The sequence below is a fragment of the Comamonas sp. C24C genome (assembly GCF_053345995.1).
On sequence record NZ_JBKFBC010000005.1, the window covers coordinates 278,771 to 292,808 of the forward strand.

A 14,038-nucleotide genomic window follows, 5' to 3' on the forward strand; every position below is an offset into this window, starting at 1 on the left:
CATGGAGCGCCCTAGGCATAGAGCGGCTCCTGCTGCATGGCTTCGATCTGTTCGTTCAGCATGCCCACCTGGCCCTGCCAGTAGTCGGTGCTGCCGAACCAGGGGAAGTTGATGGCAAAGATCGGGTCCTGCCAGCGGCGCGCCAGCCAGGCGCTGTAATGCAGCAGGCGCAAGGTGCGCAGCGGCTCGATCAAAGCCAGCTCGCGCCGGTCGAAGCTGCGGAACTGCTCATAGCCTTCGAGCAGGGCCGACAGCTGCTGGGTCTGCTGGCCTCGGTCGCCCGAGAGCAGCATCCACAGATCCTGCACGGCGGGGCCGCTGCGTGCATCGTCCAGATCGACAAAATGCGGGCCGCCATGGCCTTCGTCATCCAGCGGCGTCCAGAGAATGTTTCCCGGGTGGCAGTCGCCATGCAACCGAATCTGCGTCGCAGAATGCAAGCCAAAATGGCCTGCAGCGCTTAATCCATCAGCGGATGGTGCTATCAATGAAAGAGCTTTGTCGCAAGCCTGCTGCCAGCGGCTGCGTACTTCGAGCGCGACGACCTCGTGTTCGAGCAGGTAGTGCATGGATTCGTAGCCAAAGCTTTTCAGGTTCAGCGCCGGGCGATGGGTGAAGGGCTGGGCGGCCCCCACGGTGTGGATGCGGGCCAGAAAACGGCCTATCCATTCCAGCACCTCCCAGTCGTCCAGCTCGGGGCGACGCCCGCCGCGCCAGGGGCTGATGCTGAACAGAAAGCCCGCATGCTCATGCACGGTCTGCCCTTGCAGCGCCAGCGGCGCCACCACGGGAACCTCGCCAGCCGCCAGCTCCTGGGAGAAGGCATGTTCTTCCTCGATCTGGGCGCGGCTCCAGCGGCCTGGGCGGTAGAACTTGGCGACGACCTTGTCGCCCTCGTCCTGGTGGGCCAGATAGACGCGGTTTTCATAGGAGCTCAGCGCGGTCAGCCGCCCGTCCGGCACAAGGCCCGTGCTGCACAGTGCATCGATCACGCAGTCCGGCGTGAGGTCTGCATAAGGGTGAGAAGGGTCTTGGGTATCGCTCATCCTCGCATTGTCAGGCTCAAACAGGCTCTTGCGAACCGGATGGCATGGCACATGCGTGGGCAAAATTGCTTTTGATTTGATAGCTGTTGCCGTTTCTCTGATGGATGTTGGCAGCCGGAAATCCTGGGAAAACTGACCGGAATGCCGTGCATGTCGCCCGCGCTGGCACACTGCCTGCATGCAAGAGAGCGAAGCATTTTCACAGCCCTGGAAGGACCGGGATTTTGCCGAGTGGCATCAAGGCTGCCCCTGGTGTGCGGTCTGGGTGGTGATGCTGCAAGGTCATGGTCTGGAGTCCGTGCTGCAGCAGGCCAGATTCAGGCTCGGTGATGCCCTGCTGCCGCGCCATGCGCGCCAGCCGCATATCACGCTGGCCTATAGAGGGCTGTGCGGGGTAGGGGACGAGCATGCGGCGCGGGAATATGACCGCCTGGCGCTGCGCGCCGATGTCGCCATGCTGCAAAGCCTGCGGCCGCGCCCTTTTGCCATGCAGATCGCGGGGGCTGGCAGCTTTACCACCGTGCCTTATCTGGGCGTAGGCGAGGGGCAGGAATGCCTGCAGCAGCTGCATGCAGCACTGGTGCCTGCAGAGCCCGCGCCGGGCTGGCGCTATGTGCCCCATGTAACCCTGGGCCACTATGCGAGAAGGCTGCCGCTGAGAGAGGTTGTGGACAAGTTGCTGGCACTGACCCGGGACTTGCCGGTTATCGAGGTGAGGCAGTTGGCACTGGTCCGCTATGCGGCGGCCGATATTGCGGGGCCGCTGCAGCTGGAGGGCGTCTTCGAACTGGACACCGGGCGCTATGTGGCTGCGCCCGGTGCCCTGTGGTCTGAGCCGCTTTAAGCGATGGTCAGCGTCACGCCGATATTGCCGCGTGTGGCGTTGGAGTAGGGGCAGACCTGGTGAGCGGTGTCCACCAGTTGCTGGGCCGCAGCCTTGTCCATGCCGGGCAGGCTGATCTTCATGCGCACAGCGATGCCGAACACTTCGCCCACTGGGCCCAGATCGACTTCGGCATCCACCGACAGGTCTGCGGGCAGGGTGATCTTCTGGCGAGCGGCGACGGCCTTCATGGCGCCGATAAAGCAGGCGGAATAGCCGGCGGCAAACAGCTGCTCGGGGTTGGTGCCCTTGCCGGCGCCGCCGGGCGAGCTCAGCTGGATGTCCAGGCGGCCATCATCGGTGCGCGAAGCGCCTTCGCGGCCGCCGGTGGTGTGGGCGTGGGCGGTGTACAGAACCTTGTCGAGTTGGGCCATGGTGTCTTCCTTTGCGAGATTGCCCGGCAATGCGGGCGGGTGGAGGAAATCGTCAGGAGTGGCTGCGGCGCGGCGCCAGCCGTGCGCGCAGTGTGCCGAGCTGGCCCGTGAGGGCCTGCAGTTCGGGCAGGGTGCACTGCGTGCTCTGAAGCACGCAGGCAGGTATCTTTTCGGCTTCGGCGCGCAGTGCCCGGCCGGTATCCGTGAGGGCGATGCGCACGCGGCGCTCGTCCTGTGCATCGCGCTGGCGTGCCAGCAGGCCTGCGCTCTCCAGTCGCTTGAGCAAGGGCGTCAGCGTGCCTGAATCCAGGTAAAGACGTTCGCCCAGTTCCGAGACCGTGAGCTGGTCGCCTTCCCAGAGCACCAGCATGACCAGGTACTGAGGGTAAGTCAGGCCTATGGCATCCAGCAAGGGTTTGTAGAGCTTGGTCATGGCCAGCGATGCCGAGTACAGCGCAAAGCAGACCTGGTTGTCCAGGCGCAGCAGCTCGGAGCTGTCGGGGAGAAGGTTGTCATCGGATCGCATGGATTGAATTATTGCAGACAATTAAATTGTGTGCAATTTAATTTGGATAATTAGGCCGTAGGGGACAGTGCAGAGGTCCGGAGCAATGCAAACAGGCTCCGTGAGCGGAGCCTGTCACGGCTGAAACGTCCTGTGCCTAACGGGCGGTCAGTGCATCGGCCAGGGCCTGGTACATGGGCAGGCTGGTCGGGTCTATGCCTGCATTGCCCGCAATCGGGTGAGAGGCATAGCGCACCACCACCATCTGGGCCTTGGGGTCGATGTAGATGGCCTGACCGTGAATGCCGCGCGCCATATAGGCTCCATTGGGGTTGTGCGAGACCCACCACATATTCCGATACGACCAGCCGGGCAGCGTGGCATAGCCGGCCTTCACAAACTTGGCCGGGTCGGCGCCGCGGCGGATGTCCTGAACCACGGCCCTGGGCAGCACCTGCTGGCCGCTGGCGGCGCGGCCTTCGTTGCGCATCAGCTCGCCGAAGCGGGCCAGGTCGCGCAGCGTGGTGTTGAGGCCGCCGCCGCCCGATTCCGTACCTATGCGATCCACCATGAAGTAGGCGTCCTGCTCGGCCCCGATGCGGCTCCAGATGCGTTCGGACAGCAGCTGGGCCAGAGGCTTGCCGCTGGCGCGGCGCACGATCCAGGCCAGAACCTCGGCGTTGGCCGTCTTGTAGGCAAAGCCCTGGTCATGCTCGCCCTCTTTCTGCAGGGTCTGCAGAAATTCGTAGAAGCTCCTGGGGCCGGCATAGTCCTTGCCCTGCGGCATCATGCCGCCGGCGCGGGCGTAGTCCCAGACCTCGGCCTTGGGGTCGGCGTAGTTCTCGGAGTACTTCACGCCGATCGTCATGTCCATCACCTGGCGCACCGTGGCGTCGCCATAGGCGGTGTTCTTCATCTCGGGCAGATAGTCGGTCACCGGTGCCTCGGGCTTGATGAGGCCCTCGTGGGCCAGCAGGGCGGCCAGGGTGCCGACAAAGGACTTGGTGACCGACATGGCCAGGTGCGGGCGCTGCGGCTCCAGCGCACCCAGATATTTCTCATAGATCACGCGGCCCTTGTGCATGACCAGAATGCCGTCGGTGTAGTTGCGATCCAGTGCCTGGACAAAGGTCAGCTCCTCGCCGGTGCCCATGACCTTGAAGCGCACTTGCTCGATGTCGACCGGAGCCGAGCGCAAGGCGCTGGGAGCGCCCGGGCCGCGCCAGACATTGGCCGTGGGCGTGATTTCTCGGATATGCGAGAAGGTCCAGCGTATGCGGGGAAAGGTATTGCCCACGGGGTTGTCGAAGGTGATGAGCTTGTCGGCAGCGGGCGGAAAGCCCTGCATCCAGCCCATGGCCTGCACGCTGGTGCTGGCCGGGTCGGGCAACGCGGGTGCAGCAGCCTGTGCATGGACTGCAGAAACCATAGCTGTCAGCGCAAGTGGCACAAGCGTTCTGCGCGTAAAAGACTTCAAACTCATCATCACCTCTTGAACTTGGGATCAACGACCGGTAAAACGGGCTGGGCGTTTCTCGATGAAGGAGCGCACGCCTTCGGCGGCGTCCTCGCTGTTGGCCAGGCGCTGCTGCACGGGAATGAAGTCGGCCACGGCGGCGGCCTGGCCCAGCTCTATGGCCTTGAGAACATTGAGGCGCGTGGCCACCACGGCCTGCGGTGCCTGGGCGGCAATGCGCTCGGCAATGCGAAAAGCCTCGTCCAGTTCCTGCCCTGCGGGCACGACCTTTTGCACAAAGTGGCAGCGCAGGGCCTCGGCCGCGTCGAAGGCGTCGCCGGTCAGCAGATGCAGCATGGCATTGCCCACGCCAGCGCGCTCGGGCATGCGCAGCGTGGCGCCGCCCGTGGGCATGATGCAGCGCTGCACTTCCATCTGTGCAAAGCGGCTGCTGTCGGCCGCGACGACGATATCGGCGCCCAGCATCAGTTCTATGCCGACGGTAAAGCAGATGCCTTTGACGGCAGCAACCATGGGCTTGGTGCGGCGGCGGTAGCCGGGCAGGCCATAGTCGTGCGGTTCCACGAGGCCGGCAGGGATGGCTTTCTGGCCAGTCTTCATGAATTCGGCAATGACGGGCAGATCCAGCCCCGCCGTGAAATGATCGCCGAAAGCATGGAGCAGGCCCACGCGCAACTCAGGCTCGTCGTCGAGCCGGGTATAGGCCTCTGCCAGCTGCTGGAACATGGCCGGCGTCCAGCCATTGCGCTTGGCCGGGCGGTTGATGCCGATCAGCAGCACATGGCCGCGGACTTCACAAGAAATGCAGCCCTCGGGCGGAGGGCTGGGATGGTCGATTTGCATGGCAGGTCTCCTGCTGCAACCTTAGACGGCTGTCGCAGCTGCCGCAGTCGCGCACAAGACCTGAAGGCCGGCGATTTAGTAGGTGTAAACACCCTGGCCGGTCTTGCGGCCCAGACGACCGGCAGCCACCATTTCGCGCAGCAGGAAGCAGGGGCGGTACTTGCTGTCGCCGAATTCCTTGAGGTAGACCTCCATCACGGCCAGGCAGACGTCCAGACCGATCATGTCGGCCAGGGCCAGCGGGCCAATCGGCTGGTTGCAGCCCAGCTTCATGCCGGCGTCGATGTCCTCGGCCGAGGCCGTGCCTTCGCTGAGCACCTGGAAGGCCTCGTTGATCATGGGCACCAGAATGCGGTTGACCACAAAGCCGGGAGCGTTCTTGACGGTGATGGGCGACTTGCCCAGTTTTTCCGACAGAGCCTTGACCGCATCGTGGGTGGCATCGCTGGTCTGCAGGCCGCGGATGATCTCCACCAGGGCCATCATGGGCACGGGGTTGAAGAAATGCATGCCGATGAACTTGTCGGCGCGCTGGGTGGCGGCCGCCAGCTGGGTGATGGAGATGGACGAGGTGTTGGTGGCAACGATCACGTCCTGTGCCAGCAGGGTATCGAGCTGCTTGAGGATCTTGACCTTGAGCTCGTAGTTCTCGGTGGCGGCTTCGATCACCAGCTGTGCCGACTTCAGATCGTCGTAGCTGGTCGAGGTCTTGATGCGTGCCAGTGCTGCGTTCTTGTCGGCTTCGCTGATCTTTTCCTTCTTGATCAGGCGGTCCAGACTGCCGGCCACGGTGGCCAGGCCTTTTTGCACGGCGGCCTCGGAGATGTCCACCATCACCACGTCGATGCCCGACACGGCGCAAGCCTGCGCGATGCCGTTGCCCATGGTGCCGGCGCCGATGATGCCTACGGTTTGGATTGCCATATTTTTTGTCTCCATTCAGATAAGTGCGTTTGAACGGGAAAATGTTATCCCGGTTCTGACCGGGTTTGACCCTAGTCGGGCATGGTTGGCGTGTTAGGAGTCATCACGATGACAGTGTTTCTTCTGCACGACCGTGTTTTTCCGCGTTTCGCCGCTGCAGACCTCTGGTCAGAATTTGCAGCAAAAGGAGTGCGGACATGCGTGACTATCTGGTGGTGGGAGGCGGCTCCGCTGGTGCGGTTCTGGCAGCCAGGCTCAGCGAGAACCCACAGGTCAGCGTGACCTTGCTGGAGGCGGGTGGCGAAGACACAAGCGTGCTTATCCACTGCCCCGCAGGGCTGGCGCTGATGGCCAAGCAGAAAAACTACAACTGGGCCATGAGCACGGTGCCGCAGCCCGGGCTTGGTGGCCGGCGGGGCTACCAGCCGCGCGGCAAGGTGATGGGCGGCTCCAGTTCCATCAATGCCATGATCTATCTGCGTGGCCAGCCCGGGGACTATGAATATTGGAGCGCTCAGGGCAATACAGGCTGGGGCTGGAGCGATGTTCTTCCCTATTTTCTGAAGGCCGAATGCAATACGCGCGGCGCGGACGCGCTGCATGGTGCCAGCGGTCCCTTGCATGTCTCCGATCTCTGCGACCCGAATCCGCTGGCCCAGGCCTTTGTGCGCGCAGGCGTGCAGGCCGGTCATGCACACAACCTCGACTTCAACGGCACTGCTCAGGAAGGCGTGGGTCTGTATCAGGTCACGCACCACAATGGCGAGCGCTGCAGTGCTGCCAAGGCTTATCTGACGCCGGTGCGTGGCAGCCGGTCCAATCTGGAAATCATCACCGGTGCCCAGGTGCGGCGGGTTCTGATGGACGGACGCAAGGCCGTCGGCGTGGAATATGTGCAGGGAGGGCATGTCAGGCAACTGCTCTGCCGGCGCGAGGTTCTGCTCTGCGCCGGCGCACTGCAGTCGCCGCAGCTGCTGATGCTCTCGGGCATAGGTCCGGGTGAGCATCTGCAGCAGCTGGGCATCGATGTCGTCCACCACCTGCCTGGCGTGGGCGAGCATCTGCACGACCATCCCGATGTGGTCCAGGTGGTGGATGGCCCTCAGCTCAAGGACAGCTTCGGCATCTCGCTTGCCGGTCTCAGGAATGTCTGGCAGGGCATGGGCCGCTGGCGCCGTGAGCGCCGGGGCATGCTGACCAGCAATTTCGCCGAAGCCGGCGGCTTTATCCGCAGCCGGCCCCAGGAGCCGGTGCCCGATCTGCAGCTGCATTTTGTGGTGGGCAAGCTGGTCGACCATGGCCGCAAGACCTTGCTGGGCCATGGCTACTCCTGCCATGTCTGCCTGCTCCAGCCCAAGAGCCGGGGGCGCGTGAGGCTGGCATCTGCCGACGCGGGCACCATGCCGCTCATAGACCCGGCGTTTTTTGCCGAGGCTGACGATATGCAGCGCATGGTGCGCGGCGTGCACCGTATGCGCGACATTCTCGATCAGCCCGCGCTGGCCCGTTTCGAGGGGCGGGAGCTGGAGCATTCGGCGCAGGCGCGCAGTGATGAGGAGATTGAGCAGTTCATCCGCAGTTACGCGGACACCATCTATCACCCCGTGGGCAGCTGCCGCATGGGCCCGGGCGCTCTGGACGTGGTCGATGCCCGCTTGCTGGTGCATGGGGTGCAGGGGTTGCGAGTGGTCGATGCCTCGGTCATGCCGCGCATCGTGAGCGGCAACACGAATGCGCCGACCATCATGATTGCCGAAAAGGCGGCCGATCTGATCAAGGTAGCCTGCTGACTCAGGCCAGCGGAGCCAGGTCGGATTCGACAGGGTTCTCGTCGGGTGGAGGAGTCAGGGTGGTGTACTCCACCCGCCCCCGGCCCTGCTTCTTGGCTTGCTGCAAGGCAGCATTGGCGTGGCTGGACAGCTCGTTGAGGCTCAGGCCCTTCCAGGCCGCAGGGACCAGTGCGCAACCCGCGCTGAAGTCCAGCTCCACCTGCAGCTCGTATTGCGCGCCAATCTGCAGCGTGGATTTGATGCGCGTCAGCAGCGATCTGACGCCCTGCTGGTCTGCATGAATCAGCAGGCAAAAGGACTCCCCCTGCCAGCGGGCCACGACCTCGTCGCCGCGCATCTGCTTTCTCAGCGTGCGTGACATCAGCTGCAAGGCCTCGTCTCCGGTCTGATAGCCATGGCGGCGATTGATTTGCGAGAAATGATCCATGTCGATCAGGATCAAGGCCAGCGGCAGGTCTTCGCGTTGTGCCCGGTTGAGCATGTGGCGGGCCTGGTTGCGGATGGCCTGGCGCAGTGGCAGGCCGGTCAGGCTGTCTTCGGGCTTGTCCGCTTGCTGCCGGCGGTGTTCCTCGTCACGCCAGGCCATCAGGATCGCCACAAACAGGATGGCGGTGAACAGGGGCACCAGCCAGGACGGCGACAGGCCTGGATCGAGCTCTTGTTCAAAGCTGTAGACCCGATGCGCATGCAGAGCCAGATAGCTGCGAGCGAGCAGGGCCAGGGCTGTGCACAGACCGGTGCCGAAGAACAGATAGCGCCAGGTCCTGGCCGCCGGGGTACGCGGAAACAAGGCCAGGCTGGCCAGCGAGGCAATCGCCAGGCCATAGCAGATGTTGAACCAGAAAAGCCGGTAAGGCTGGCTTTGAATCAGTATCAGCTCGCCGGCCAGGGCAAGCAGGCAGAGCACGGCGAGAGCGCGCACCAGCGACTGTCTTCTGGGGCCCAGCCAGCCCTTGAGCGCCTTTTGCAGCTGCCACAGAGCGCTTGTCGAGGCGGCGGTCGCCGCCACCGACAGCAGCGTGTTCCAGGTCAGCGAGGTGGAGCGCGTGGCGCTGAGCACCAGCAGCCAGGCCAGGCCTTGCAGCAACAGGAAATGCTGCGCATTGCGGGCTGCCCGGCTCAGCTGGGGGCCCATGAACCATGGCAGGGAGAAGGCGACCAGCATCAAATTGACGGCGACCATCAATGTCATGGAGAACTGGTCGACCTCGAGCATGGCAAGGCCTTACTGGAAGGCCACCTCGTCAAAGCTGCGCAGCTTGCGACTGTGCAGGCGGTCGGAGCCGCCTTCGCGCAGTATGTCCACGGCACGCATGCCGATGCGCAGATGCTGGTCCACGCGCTCGCGATAGAAATGGTTGGCCATGCCGGGCAGCTTGATTTCGCCATGTAGCGGCTTGTCGCTGACGCACAGCAAGGTGCCATAGGGCACGCGGAAGCGGAAGCCGTTGGCGGCAATGGTGGCAGATTCCATGTCCAGCGCTACGGCGCGGCTCTGGCTGAAGCGGCGCTGGGGCAGGTTGTCGGGCAGCAGTTCCCAGTTGCGGTTGTCGGTGCTGGCCACGGTGCCGGTGCGCATGATGCGCTTGAGATCGGCACGCTCCATCTGCGTCACGTCGGCCACGGCCTGCTGAAGCGCGACCTGGATTTCAGCCAGCGCCGGAATCGGCACCCACAGCGGCAGCTCTTCGTCCAGCACATGGTCCTCGCGCACATAGGCATGAGCGAGTACATAGTCGCCCAGTTGCTGGCTGTTGCGCAGACCCGCGCAGTGGCCCAGCATCATCCAGGCATGGGGGCGCAGCACGGCGATATGGTCGGTAATGGTCTTGGCATTGGCCGGGCCCACCCCGATATTGACCATGGTGATGCCGCTGTTGTCCGCGCGCACCAGGTGGTAGCCCGGCATCTGCGGCAGGCGCGGCGGCGCATTTCCGAGTTCGTCGACGGCTTCTGCGGGCAGGCCGGCGCGGCGGGTCACCACATTGCCGGGCTCGACAAAGGCGATGTATTCGCTGTCCTCCTTGGCCATTTCGGCATGGCCCAGACGGATGAATTCGTCGATATAGAACTGGTAGTTGGTGAACAGCACGAAGTTCTGGAACCAGTCCGGGGCCGTGCCCGTGTAGTGGCGCAGGCGGTGCAGCGAGTAATCCACGCGCGGCGCGGTAAACAGCGACAGAGGCAGGGCCTCGCCGGCTGCCGCGCGCCAGGTGCCGTTGGCGATTCCGTCGTCCATGGATTCAAGATCCGGCAGATCGAACACATCGCGCATCAGCATGCGGCGCTCCGGCGAGAGCGAGCCTTCGATATGGTCGTTGTCGGCGAACGAGAAATGGATGGGGATGGGCTTGTCGCTGAGGCCCACTTCGATGGGCACCTGGTGGTGCAGGATCAGCAGGCGCAGCTGCTCGCCGAAATAGCTGGCAAACAGGTCGGGCCGGGTCAGCGTGGCCTCATAGGTGCCGGGGCCCTCCACAAAGCCGTAGGTCAGCTTGGTATCGGCCTGCGCCACCGTGGTGGTCTTGATACGCACAAACGGGTAGTAGGCGTGAATCGGCGCTGCCGGGGTTTCTCCCGCCACGAAGCGCTGCATGGCAGCTCGCAGATGATCGATCTGCTCGCGGTACAACTGCTGCACATGGGCTAGCGCCTGGAGGGCGTCCGTATGGAACATGCTGCTGTTCTTATGAGAGGGTGTCGGTGTATTCGAGGCCATGCACTATTGTCTTTGTAGCAGTTGACAGTGTTGCGACATCCATGCCGAAGCCTGCTCGGCAGGTAATGGCGCTGACACGAGAAACCCTTGCATCATGGCACAGCCCATCTCTCTGAGCATGTCCAGCTGTTCAGTGCTTTCCACACCTTCGGCCAGAATCTCCAGATGCAGACTCTGGCCCATCTGCACGATGGCATTGACGATGGCGGCGGCATCCGGGTTGTGGGGCAGATCGGTCACGAATGAGCGGTCGATCTTGAGCCGGTCTATGGGGTGCTTGCGCAGATAGGCCAGAGACGAGTAGCCGGTGCCGAAATCGTCGATGGCCAGGCCCACCCCCAGTGCCTTGAGGGCATGCAGGGTCTGCTGCATCTGGTTGCCCGAGAGCATCAGCGTGGTTTCTGTCACTTCGATATGCAGATAGCAGGCTTCCAGCCCCGTGTCGGCCAGAGCCTGGGCCACTTCCTTGACGACATCGCGCTGGCGGAATTCCTGTGCCGACAGGTTGACGGCCACGGGGATGGCGGGAAAACCCTGTTGCTGCCAGGCATGGGCCTGATGGCAGGCCTGATTGAGCACCCAGCGATCCACGGCCGCGATCAGCCCCCGGTTTTCGGCAAAGCCGATGAATTCGTCGGGCGAGACCAGGCCACGGTGCGGGTGCCTCCAGCGCACCAGGGCCTCGAAGCCTGCAAGCTCGCCGGTCTGCATCAGGGTCTGCGGCTGGTAATGCAGCTCGAACTCGCCGCGTTCCACGGCGTTGCGCAGCATCTGCTCCTGCATCAGCATGCGTGTTGCGCGGCTCTCGAGCGCCGGTGTGTAGAACTGGGAGAAACTGCGGCCGCGGCTCTTGGCCATCTGCATGGCGGCCTCGGCATTGCTCAGCAGGGATGCCGGGCATTTCCCGTCCTTGGGATACATGGCGACGCCGACACTGACGGAAATCACCAGCTGGGTGCCCTCTATCAGATAGGGCGCCTCTGCCGTGGCGCGCAGTCGCGCAAGCAGGGCCTCGGTCTCCAGCAGGCTTGGGTTGTCGGGGAGCACGATGACAAAGTCGTCACTGCCGGTGCGGGCCACGATATCCTGAGTGCCGACGGTGCTTCTGAGCCGCTGCGCCAGCTCGCACAGCAGCAGATCTCCTGCCTGATGACTGAGCGAATCGTTCACCGACTTGAACTGGTCCAGGTCCAGCGACAGCACTGCCAGGCGCGACTGCTCGCCGGCTGCCCTGGCGATGGCATCGGCCAGCAAATGATTGAGACGGGCCCGGTTGGGCAGATGCGTCAGCAGGTCATGCTGGGTCAGATAGTCCATGCGCTGCCGGGTCTGGAGGTTTGCGGTCAGGTCGCGCAGCAGGACGATGCGGTGCCGGTCTTTTTCCCCGGGCATGGTGCTGGCTTCTATCTCCACCGGGACGAGCTGGCCGTTCTTGTGCACGACCACGGACTCAAGACGATCTTCACGCTCGCTGCGCATGTTCTGCAGCGCCCGCAGACGTGCCTCGGGTGCCACGTAATCGAGCACCGGCGTGCCGCGCAGCTCGTCGAGCGAATAGCCAACCAGCCGGGAAAGCGCATCATTGCCGTCCATGATGACGCCATCGCGGTGCAGCACGATGGCTTCGGTGGTGATGGCGGCGAACTTGCGCATGCGCTCTTCGCTGTCGCGTATCTGCTGTGTCGCCAGATGATGATGGCTGACGTCGGTCATCAGCGCCACGACCCCCTTGAGCACGCCTTTTTCCTCATGCGGGCGCAGCACCGCCTCGATGTGCTGCAGTCGGCCGGTCTCGTTTTCGACCTGGCGCGTATAGCGCAGCGTCTGGGTGCTGTCCACCGCCACGGAGTTCAGATAAGGTTCGATCTGTGTCCAGACCGGCTCGCCCACGATGTCGCGCACATCCATGCCCACGATGCTTTGCATGGTGTGACCGAAGTGCTCTGCGTAGCGCGCGTTGGCAAAGCGGCAGGCACGGGTTTCGGCATCAAAATAAGCCAGCATTGCGGGTGCTGTATCGGCCACCAGTCGAAGAATGGCGTCCTCATCCCTCGCTTGCTGTGCTGTCGACGTATCAGGCATGCGCCTCCCTTTTTTCTGGGAGTATTTATATAGGAATCAGGCCGGCCTCGACCATGACATGTCCATCACGGGAGGGATTGTGAATTGCTTTTCAGACAACTTGCAAAGACTATTGATGTATCAGAACACTTGGTGATATAGAGGCCCAGGAACCCGAATATGCTCAATTCCGACCTCTCAAGCTCTTCAAAATGGCTGCAGCCGCACAATTTGCTGCGCCTGTCCGTGGTGGTGGCGCTGCTCACCATCGTGCTCAAGACCCTGGCCTGGTGGCTGACCGGCTCGGTGGGCCTGCTGTCCGATGCGCTGGAATCTTTCGTGAATCTGGCCGGTGCCATGTTTGCACTGACCATGGTGACCGTGGCCAAGCGACCAGCGGACACCGAACATCCCTATGGACATTACAAGGCGGAGTACTTCTCGGCCGGTTTCGAAGGCGTGCTGGTCATAGGCGCCAGCCTGGCGATTGCCTGGGCAGCGCTGTCGCGGCTGTGGAACCCGCAGCCCCTGGAGCAACTGAGCTGGGGCCTGATGCTTTCGCTGCTCAGCACGGTCTTCAACGGGCTGCTGGCATGGGTCATGCTGCGCTCCTCGCGCAAATACCGTTCGATGGCGCTGGAGGGCGATGCACGGCATCTGCTCACCGATGTCTGGACTTCGGTGGGCGTGGTGGTCGGCCTGCTGGCTGCAGCCCTGACGGGCTGGCTGTGGGTGGATGCCGTGGTGGCTCTGGCCGTGGCGGTGCATATCTGCGTGCAGGGTGTGCAACTGGTCTGGCAGTCCTCGCAAGGCCTGATGGATCAGGCGCTGGATGCGCCGCAGCGCCTCAGGATAGACACCTTGCTGGACAGCTTCGCCAGGCGCAGCGAAGGCGTGAGCTTTGACAATATCTCCAGCCGCCAGGCGGGGGAACGCAGCTTTGTGGACTTTCACATGCATGTTCCCGGCCAGTGGAGCGTCCAGCGGGCGGCACAATTGCGCTCCGAGATTGAAGCCGCGCTGCTGCAGGCCATACCAGGCCTGTATGCCCGCATCGAGCTGCTGCCCATGGGCATGAACACGGTCAGTGAAGTGGCCGATGGAGAGCAGGGCGGCGAAGCACAGGGCGCGGCCAGGGAAGGTTTCAGTACATGATGAGTGTGATTCAGCGCGTCAAGCAGGCGCGCGTGGAGGTCGACGGCCGCATTACCGGTCAGATCGGCCAGGGTCTGCTGGCGCTGGTCTGTGCCGAGCGCGGCGATACCGAGGCCGAGGCCGACAAGCTGCTGGCCAAGATGCTCAAGCTGCGCATCTTCAGCGACGAGGCCGGCAAGATGAACAAAAGCCTGCAGGACGTTGGCGGCGGGCTGCTGGTGGTCAGCCAGTTCACGCTGGCGGCCGACACCAGGGGCGGCA

General features: G+C 63.3%; 13 protein-coding genes. 4 read left to right on the forward strand and 9 right to left on the reverse strand.

The annotated features are described in order from the left end of the window. Positions 1-11 precede the first annotated feature (11 nt). Complete coding sequence (locus ACLBXN_RS11910; protein WP_211457227.1) at positions 12-1,046, reverse strand: serine/threonine protein kinase; 1,035 nt, start codon at positions 1,044-1,046, stop codon at positions 12-14. A 178-nt stretch (positions 1,047-1,224) separates the two neighbouring features. Here ACLBXN_RS11910 and ACLBXN_RS11915 point away from each other — a divergent pair, with 178 nt between their 5' ends. Next, positions 1,225-1,890: a 2'-5' RNA ligase family protein gene (locus ACLBXN_RS11915; protein ID WP_447612265.1), complete on the forward strand. Its 666-nt coding sequence runs from the start codon at positions 1,225-1,227 to the stop codon at positions 1,888-1,890. On the opposite strand, the gene ACLBXN_RS11920 is transcribed toward ACLBXN_RS11915, so the two are convergent. The 5 genes from ACLBXN_RS11920 to ACLBXN_RS11940 form a co-directional block, all read right to left on the reverse strand. Next, on the reverse strand, positions 1,887-2,303 hold the full coding sequence (locus ACLBXN_RS11920) for an organic hydroperoxide resistance protein (protein WP_057093717.1): 417 nt from the start codon (positions 2,301-2,303) through the stop codon (positions 1,887-1,889). The genes ACLBXN_RS11915 and ACLBXN_RS11920 overlap by 4 nt on opposite strands. A gap of 52 nt (positions 2,304-2,355) precedes the next feature. Further along, positions 2,356-2,829 carry a MarR family winged helix-turn-helix transcriptional regulator gene (locus ACLBXN_RS11925; RefSeq protein WP_003050815.1) on the reverse strand — a complete coding sequence of 158 codons (474 nt, stop codon included), beginning with the start codon at positions 2,827-2,829 and terminating at the stop codon, positions 2,356-2,358. A 136-nt stretch (positions 2,830-2,965) separates the two neighbouring features. Then, a complete protein-coding gene (locus ACLBXN_RS11930; protein ID WP_343677273.1) occupies positions 2,966-4,291 on the reverse strand; it encodes a serine hydrolase in 1,326 nt (441 codons plus the stop codon). 21 nt (positions 4,292-4,312) lie between these two features. Beyond that, positions 4,313-5,128 (reverse strand): crotonase/enoyl-CoA hydratase family protein, encoded by an 816-nt coding sequence (locus ACLBXN_RS11935; protein WP_211457223.1) that lies wholly within the window; start codon positions 5,126-5,128, stop codon positions 4,313-4,315. Positions 5,129-5,203: 75 nt separating this feature from the next. Next, positions 5,204-6,052 (reverse strand): 3-hydroxybutyryl-CoA dehydrogenase, encoded by an 849-nt coding sequence (locus tag ACLBXN_RS11940; RefSeq protein ID WP_003068696.1) that lies wholly within the window; start codon positions 6,050-6,052, stop codon positions 5,204-5,206. A 197-nt stretch (positions 6,053-6,249) separates the two neighbouring features. Here ACLBXN_RS11940 and ACLBXN_RS11945 point away from each other — a divergent pair, with 197 nt between their 5' ends. Next, a complete protein-coding gene (locus ACLBXN_RS11945; protein WP_447612266.1) occupies positions 6,250-7,842 on the forward strand; it encodes a GMC family oxidoreductase in 1,593 nt (530 codons plus the stop codon). A 1-nt stretch (position 7,843) separates the two neighbouring features. On the opposite strand, the gene ACLBXN_RS11950 is transcribed toward ACLBXN_RS11945, so the two are convergent. Genes ACLBXN_RS11950 through ACLBXN_RS11960 form a run of 3 tightly spaced genes read right to left on the reverse strand, consistent with a single transcriptional unit; the run spans position 7,844 to position 12,643 of the window. Next, positions 7,844-9,058, reverse strand: coding sequence for a diguanylate cyclase domain-containing protein (locus tag ACLBXN_RS11950; protein WP_447612267.1), 1,215 nt, complete (start codon positions 9,056-9,058; stop codon positions 7,844-7,846). 9 nt (positions 9,059-9,067) lie between these two features. Continuing rightward, the gene (locus tag ACLBXN_RS11955) at positions 9,068-10,519 is read right to left on the reverse strand and encodes an AMP nucleosidase (protein ID WP_034399332.1); all 1,452 of its coding nucleotides are present in this window, start codon (positions 10,517-10,519) and stop codon (positions 9,068-9,070) included. 45 nt (positions 10,520-10,564) lie between these two features. Then, on the reverse strand, positions 10,565-12,643 hold the full coding sequence (locus ACLBXN_RS11960; RefSeq protein WP_447612268.1) for a putative bifunctional diguanylate cyclase/phosphodiesterase: 2,079 nt from the start codon (positions 12,641-12,643) through the stop codon (positions 10,565-10,567). Between the two features lie 159 nt (positions 12,644-12,802). Between ACLBXN_RS11960 and ACLBXN_RS11965 the strand changes: the two genes are divergently transcribed. Further along, entirely contained in the window at positions 12,803-13,777 is a 975-nt protein-coding gene (locus ACLBXN_RS11965; protein ID WP_343677269.1) for a cation diffusion facilitator family transporter, read from the forward strand. Beyond that, the coding region (gene dtd / locus ACLBXN_RS11970) for a D-aminoacyl-tRNA deacylase (RefSeq protein WP_447612269.1) at positions 13,774-14,038 on the forward strand (265 nt) is incomplete at its 3' end. The genes ACLBXN_RS11965 and dtd, both read left to right, overlap by 4 nt.

Excerpts from the sequence above, each read along its gene's own strand:
- ACLBXN_RS11950 (WP_447612267.1), bottom strand. The coding sequence starts at position 9,058 with ATGCTCGAGGTCGACCAGTTCTCCATGACATTGATGGTCGCCGTCAAT.
- ACLBXN_RS11945 (WP_447612266.1), top strand. The coding sequence starts at position 6,250 with ATGCGTGACTATCTGGTGGTGGGAGGCGGCTCCGCTGGTGCGGTTCTG.
- ACLBXN_RS11935 (WP_211457223.1), bottom strand. The coding sequence starts at position 5,128 with ATGCAAATCGACCATCCCAGCCCTCCGCCCGAGGGCTGCATTTCTTGT.
- ACLBXN_RS11910 (WP_211457227.1), bottom strand. The coding sequence starts at position 1,046 with ATGAGCGATACCCAAGACCCTTCTCACCCTTATGCAGACCTCACGCCG.
- ACLBXN_RS11930 (WP_343677273.1), bottom strand. The coding sequence starts at position 4,291 with ATGAGTTTGAAGTCTTTTACGCGCAGAACGCTTGTGCCACTTGCGCTG.
- ACLBXN_RS11920 (WP_057093717.1), bottom strand. The coding sequence starts at position 2,303 with ATGGCCCAACTCGACAAGGTTCTGTACACCGCCCACGCCCACACCACC.
- ACLBXN_RS11925 (WP_003050815.1), bottom strand. The coding sequence starts at position 2,829 with ATGCGATCCGATGACAACCTTCTCCCCGACAGCTCCGAGCTGCTGCGC.
- ACLBXN_RS11940 (WP_003068696.1), bottom strand. The coding sequence starts at position 6,052 with ATGGCAATCCAAACCGTAGGCATCATCGGCGCCGGCACCATGGGCAAC.
- ACLBXN_RS11955 (WP_034399332.1), bottom strand. The coding sequence starts at position 10,519 with ATGTTCCATACGGACGCCCTCCAGGCGCTAGCCCATGTGCAGCAGTTG.
- ACLBXN_RS11960 (WP_447612268.1), bottom strand. The coding sequence starts at position 12,643 with ATGCCTGATACGTCGACAGCACAGCAAGCGAGGGATGAGGACGCCATT.
- ACLBXN_RS11915 (WP_447612265.1), top strand. The coding sequence starts at position 1,225 with ATGCAAGAGAGCGAAGCATTTTCACAGCCCTGGAAGGACCGGGATTTT.
- ACLBXN_RS11965 (WP_343677269.1), top strand. The coding sequence starts at position 12,803 with ATGCTCAATTCCGACCTCTCAAGCTCTTCAAAATGGCTGCAGCCGCAC.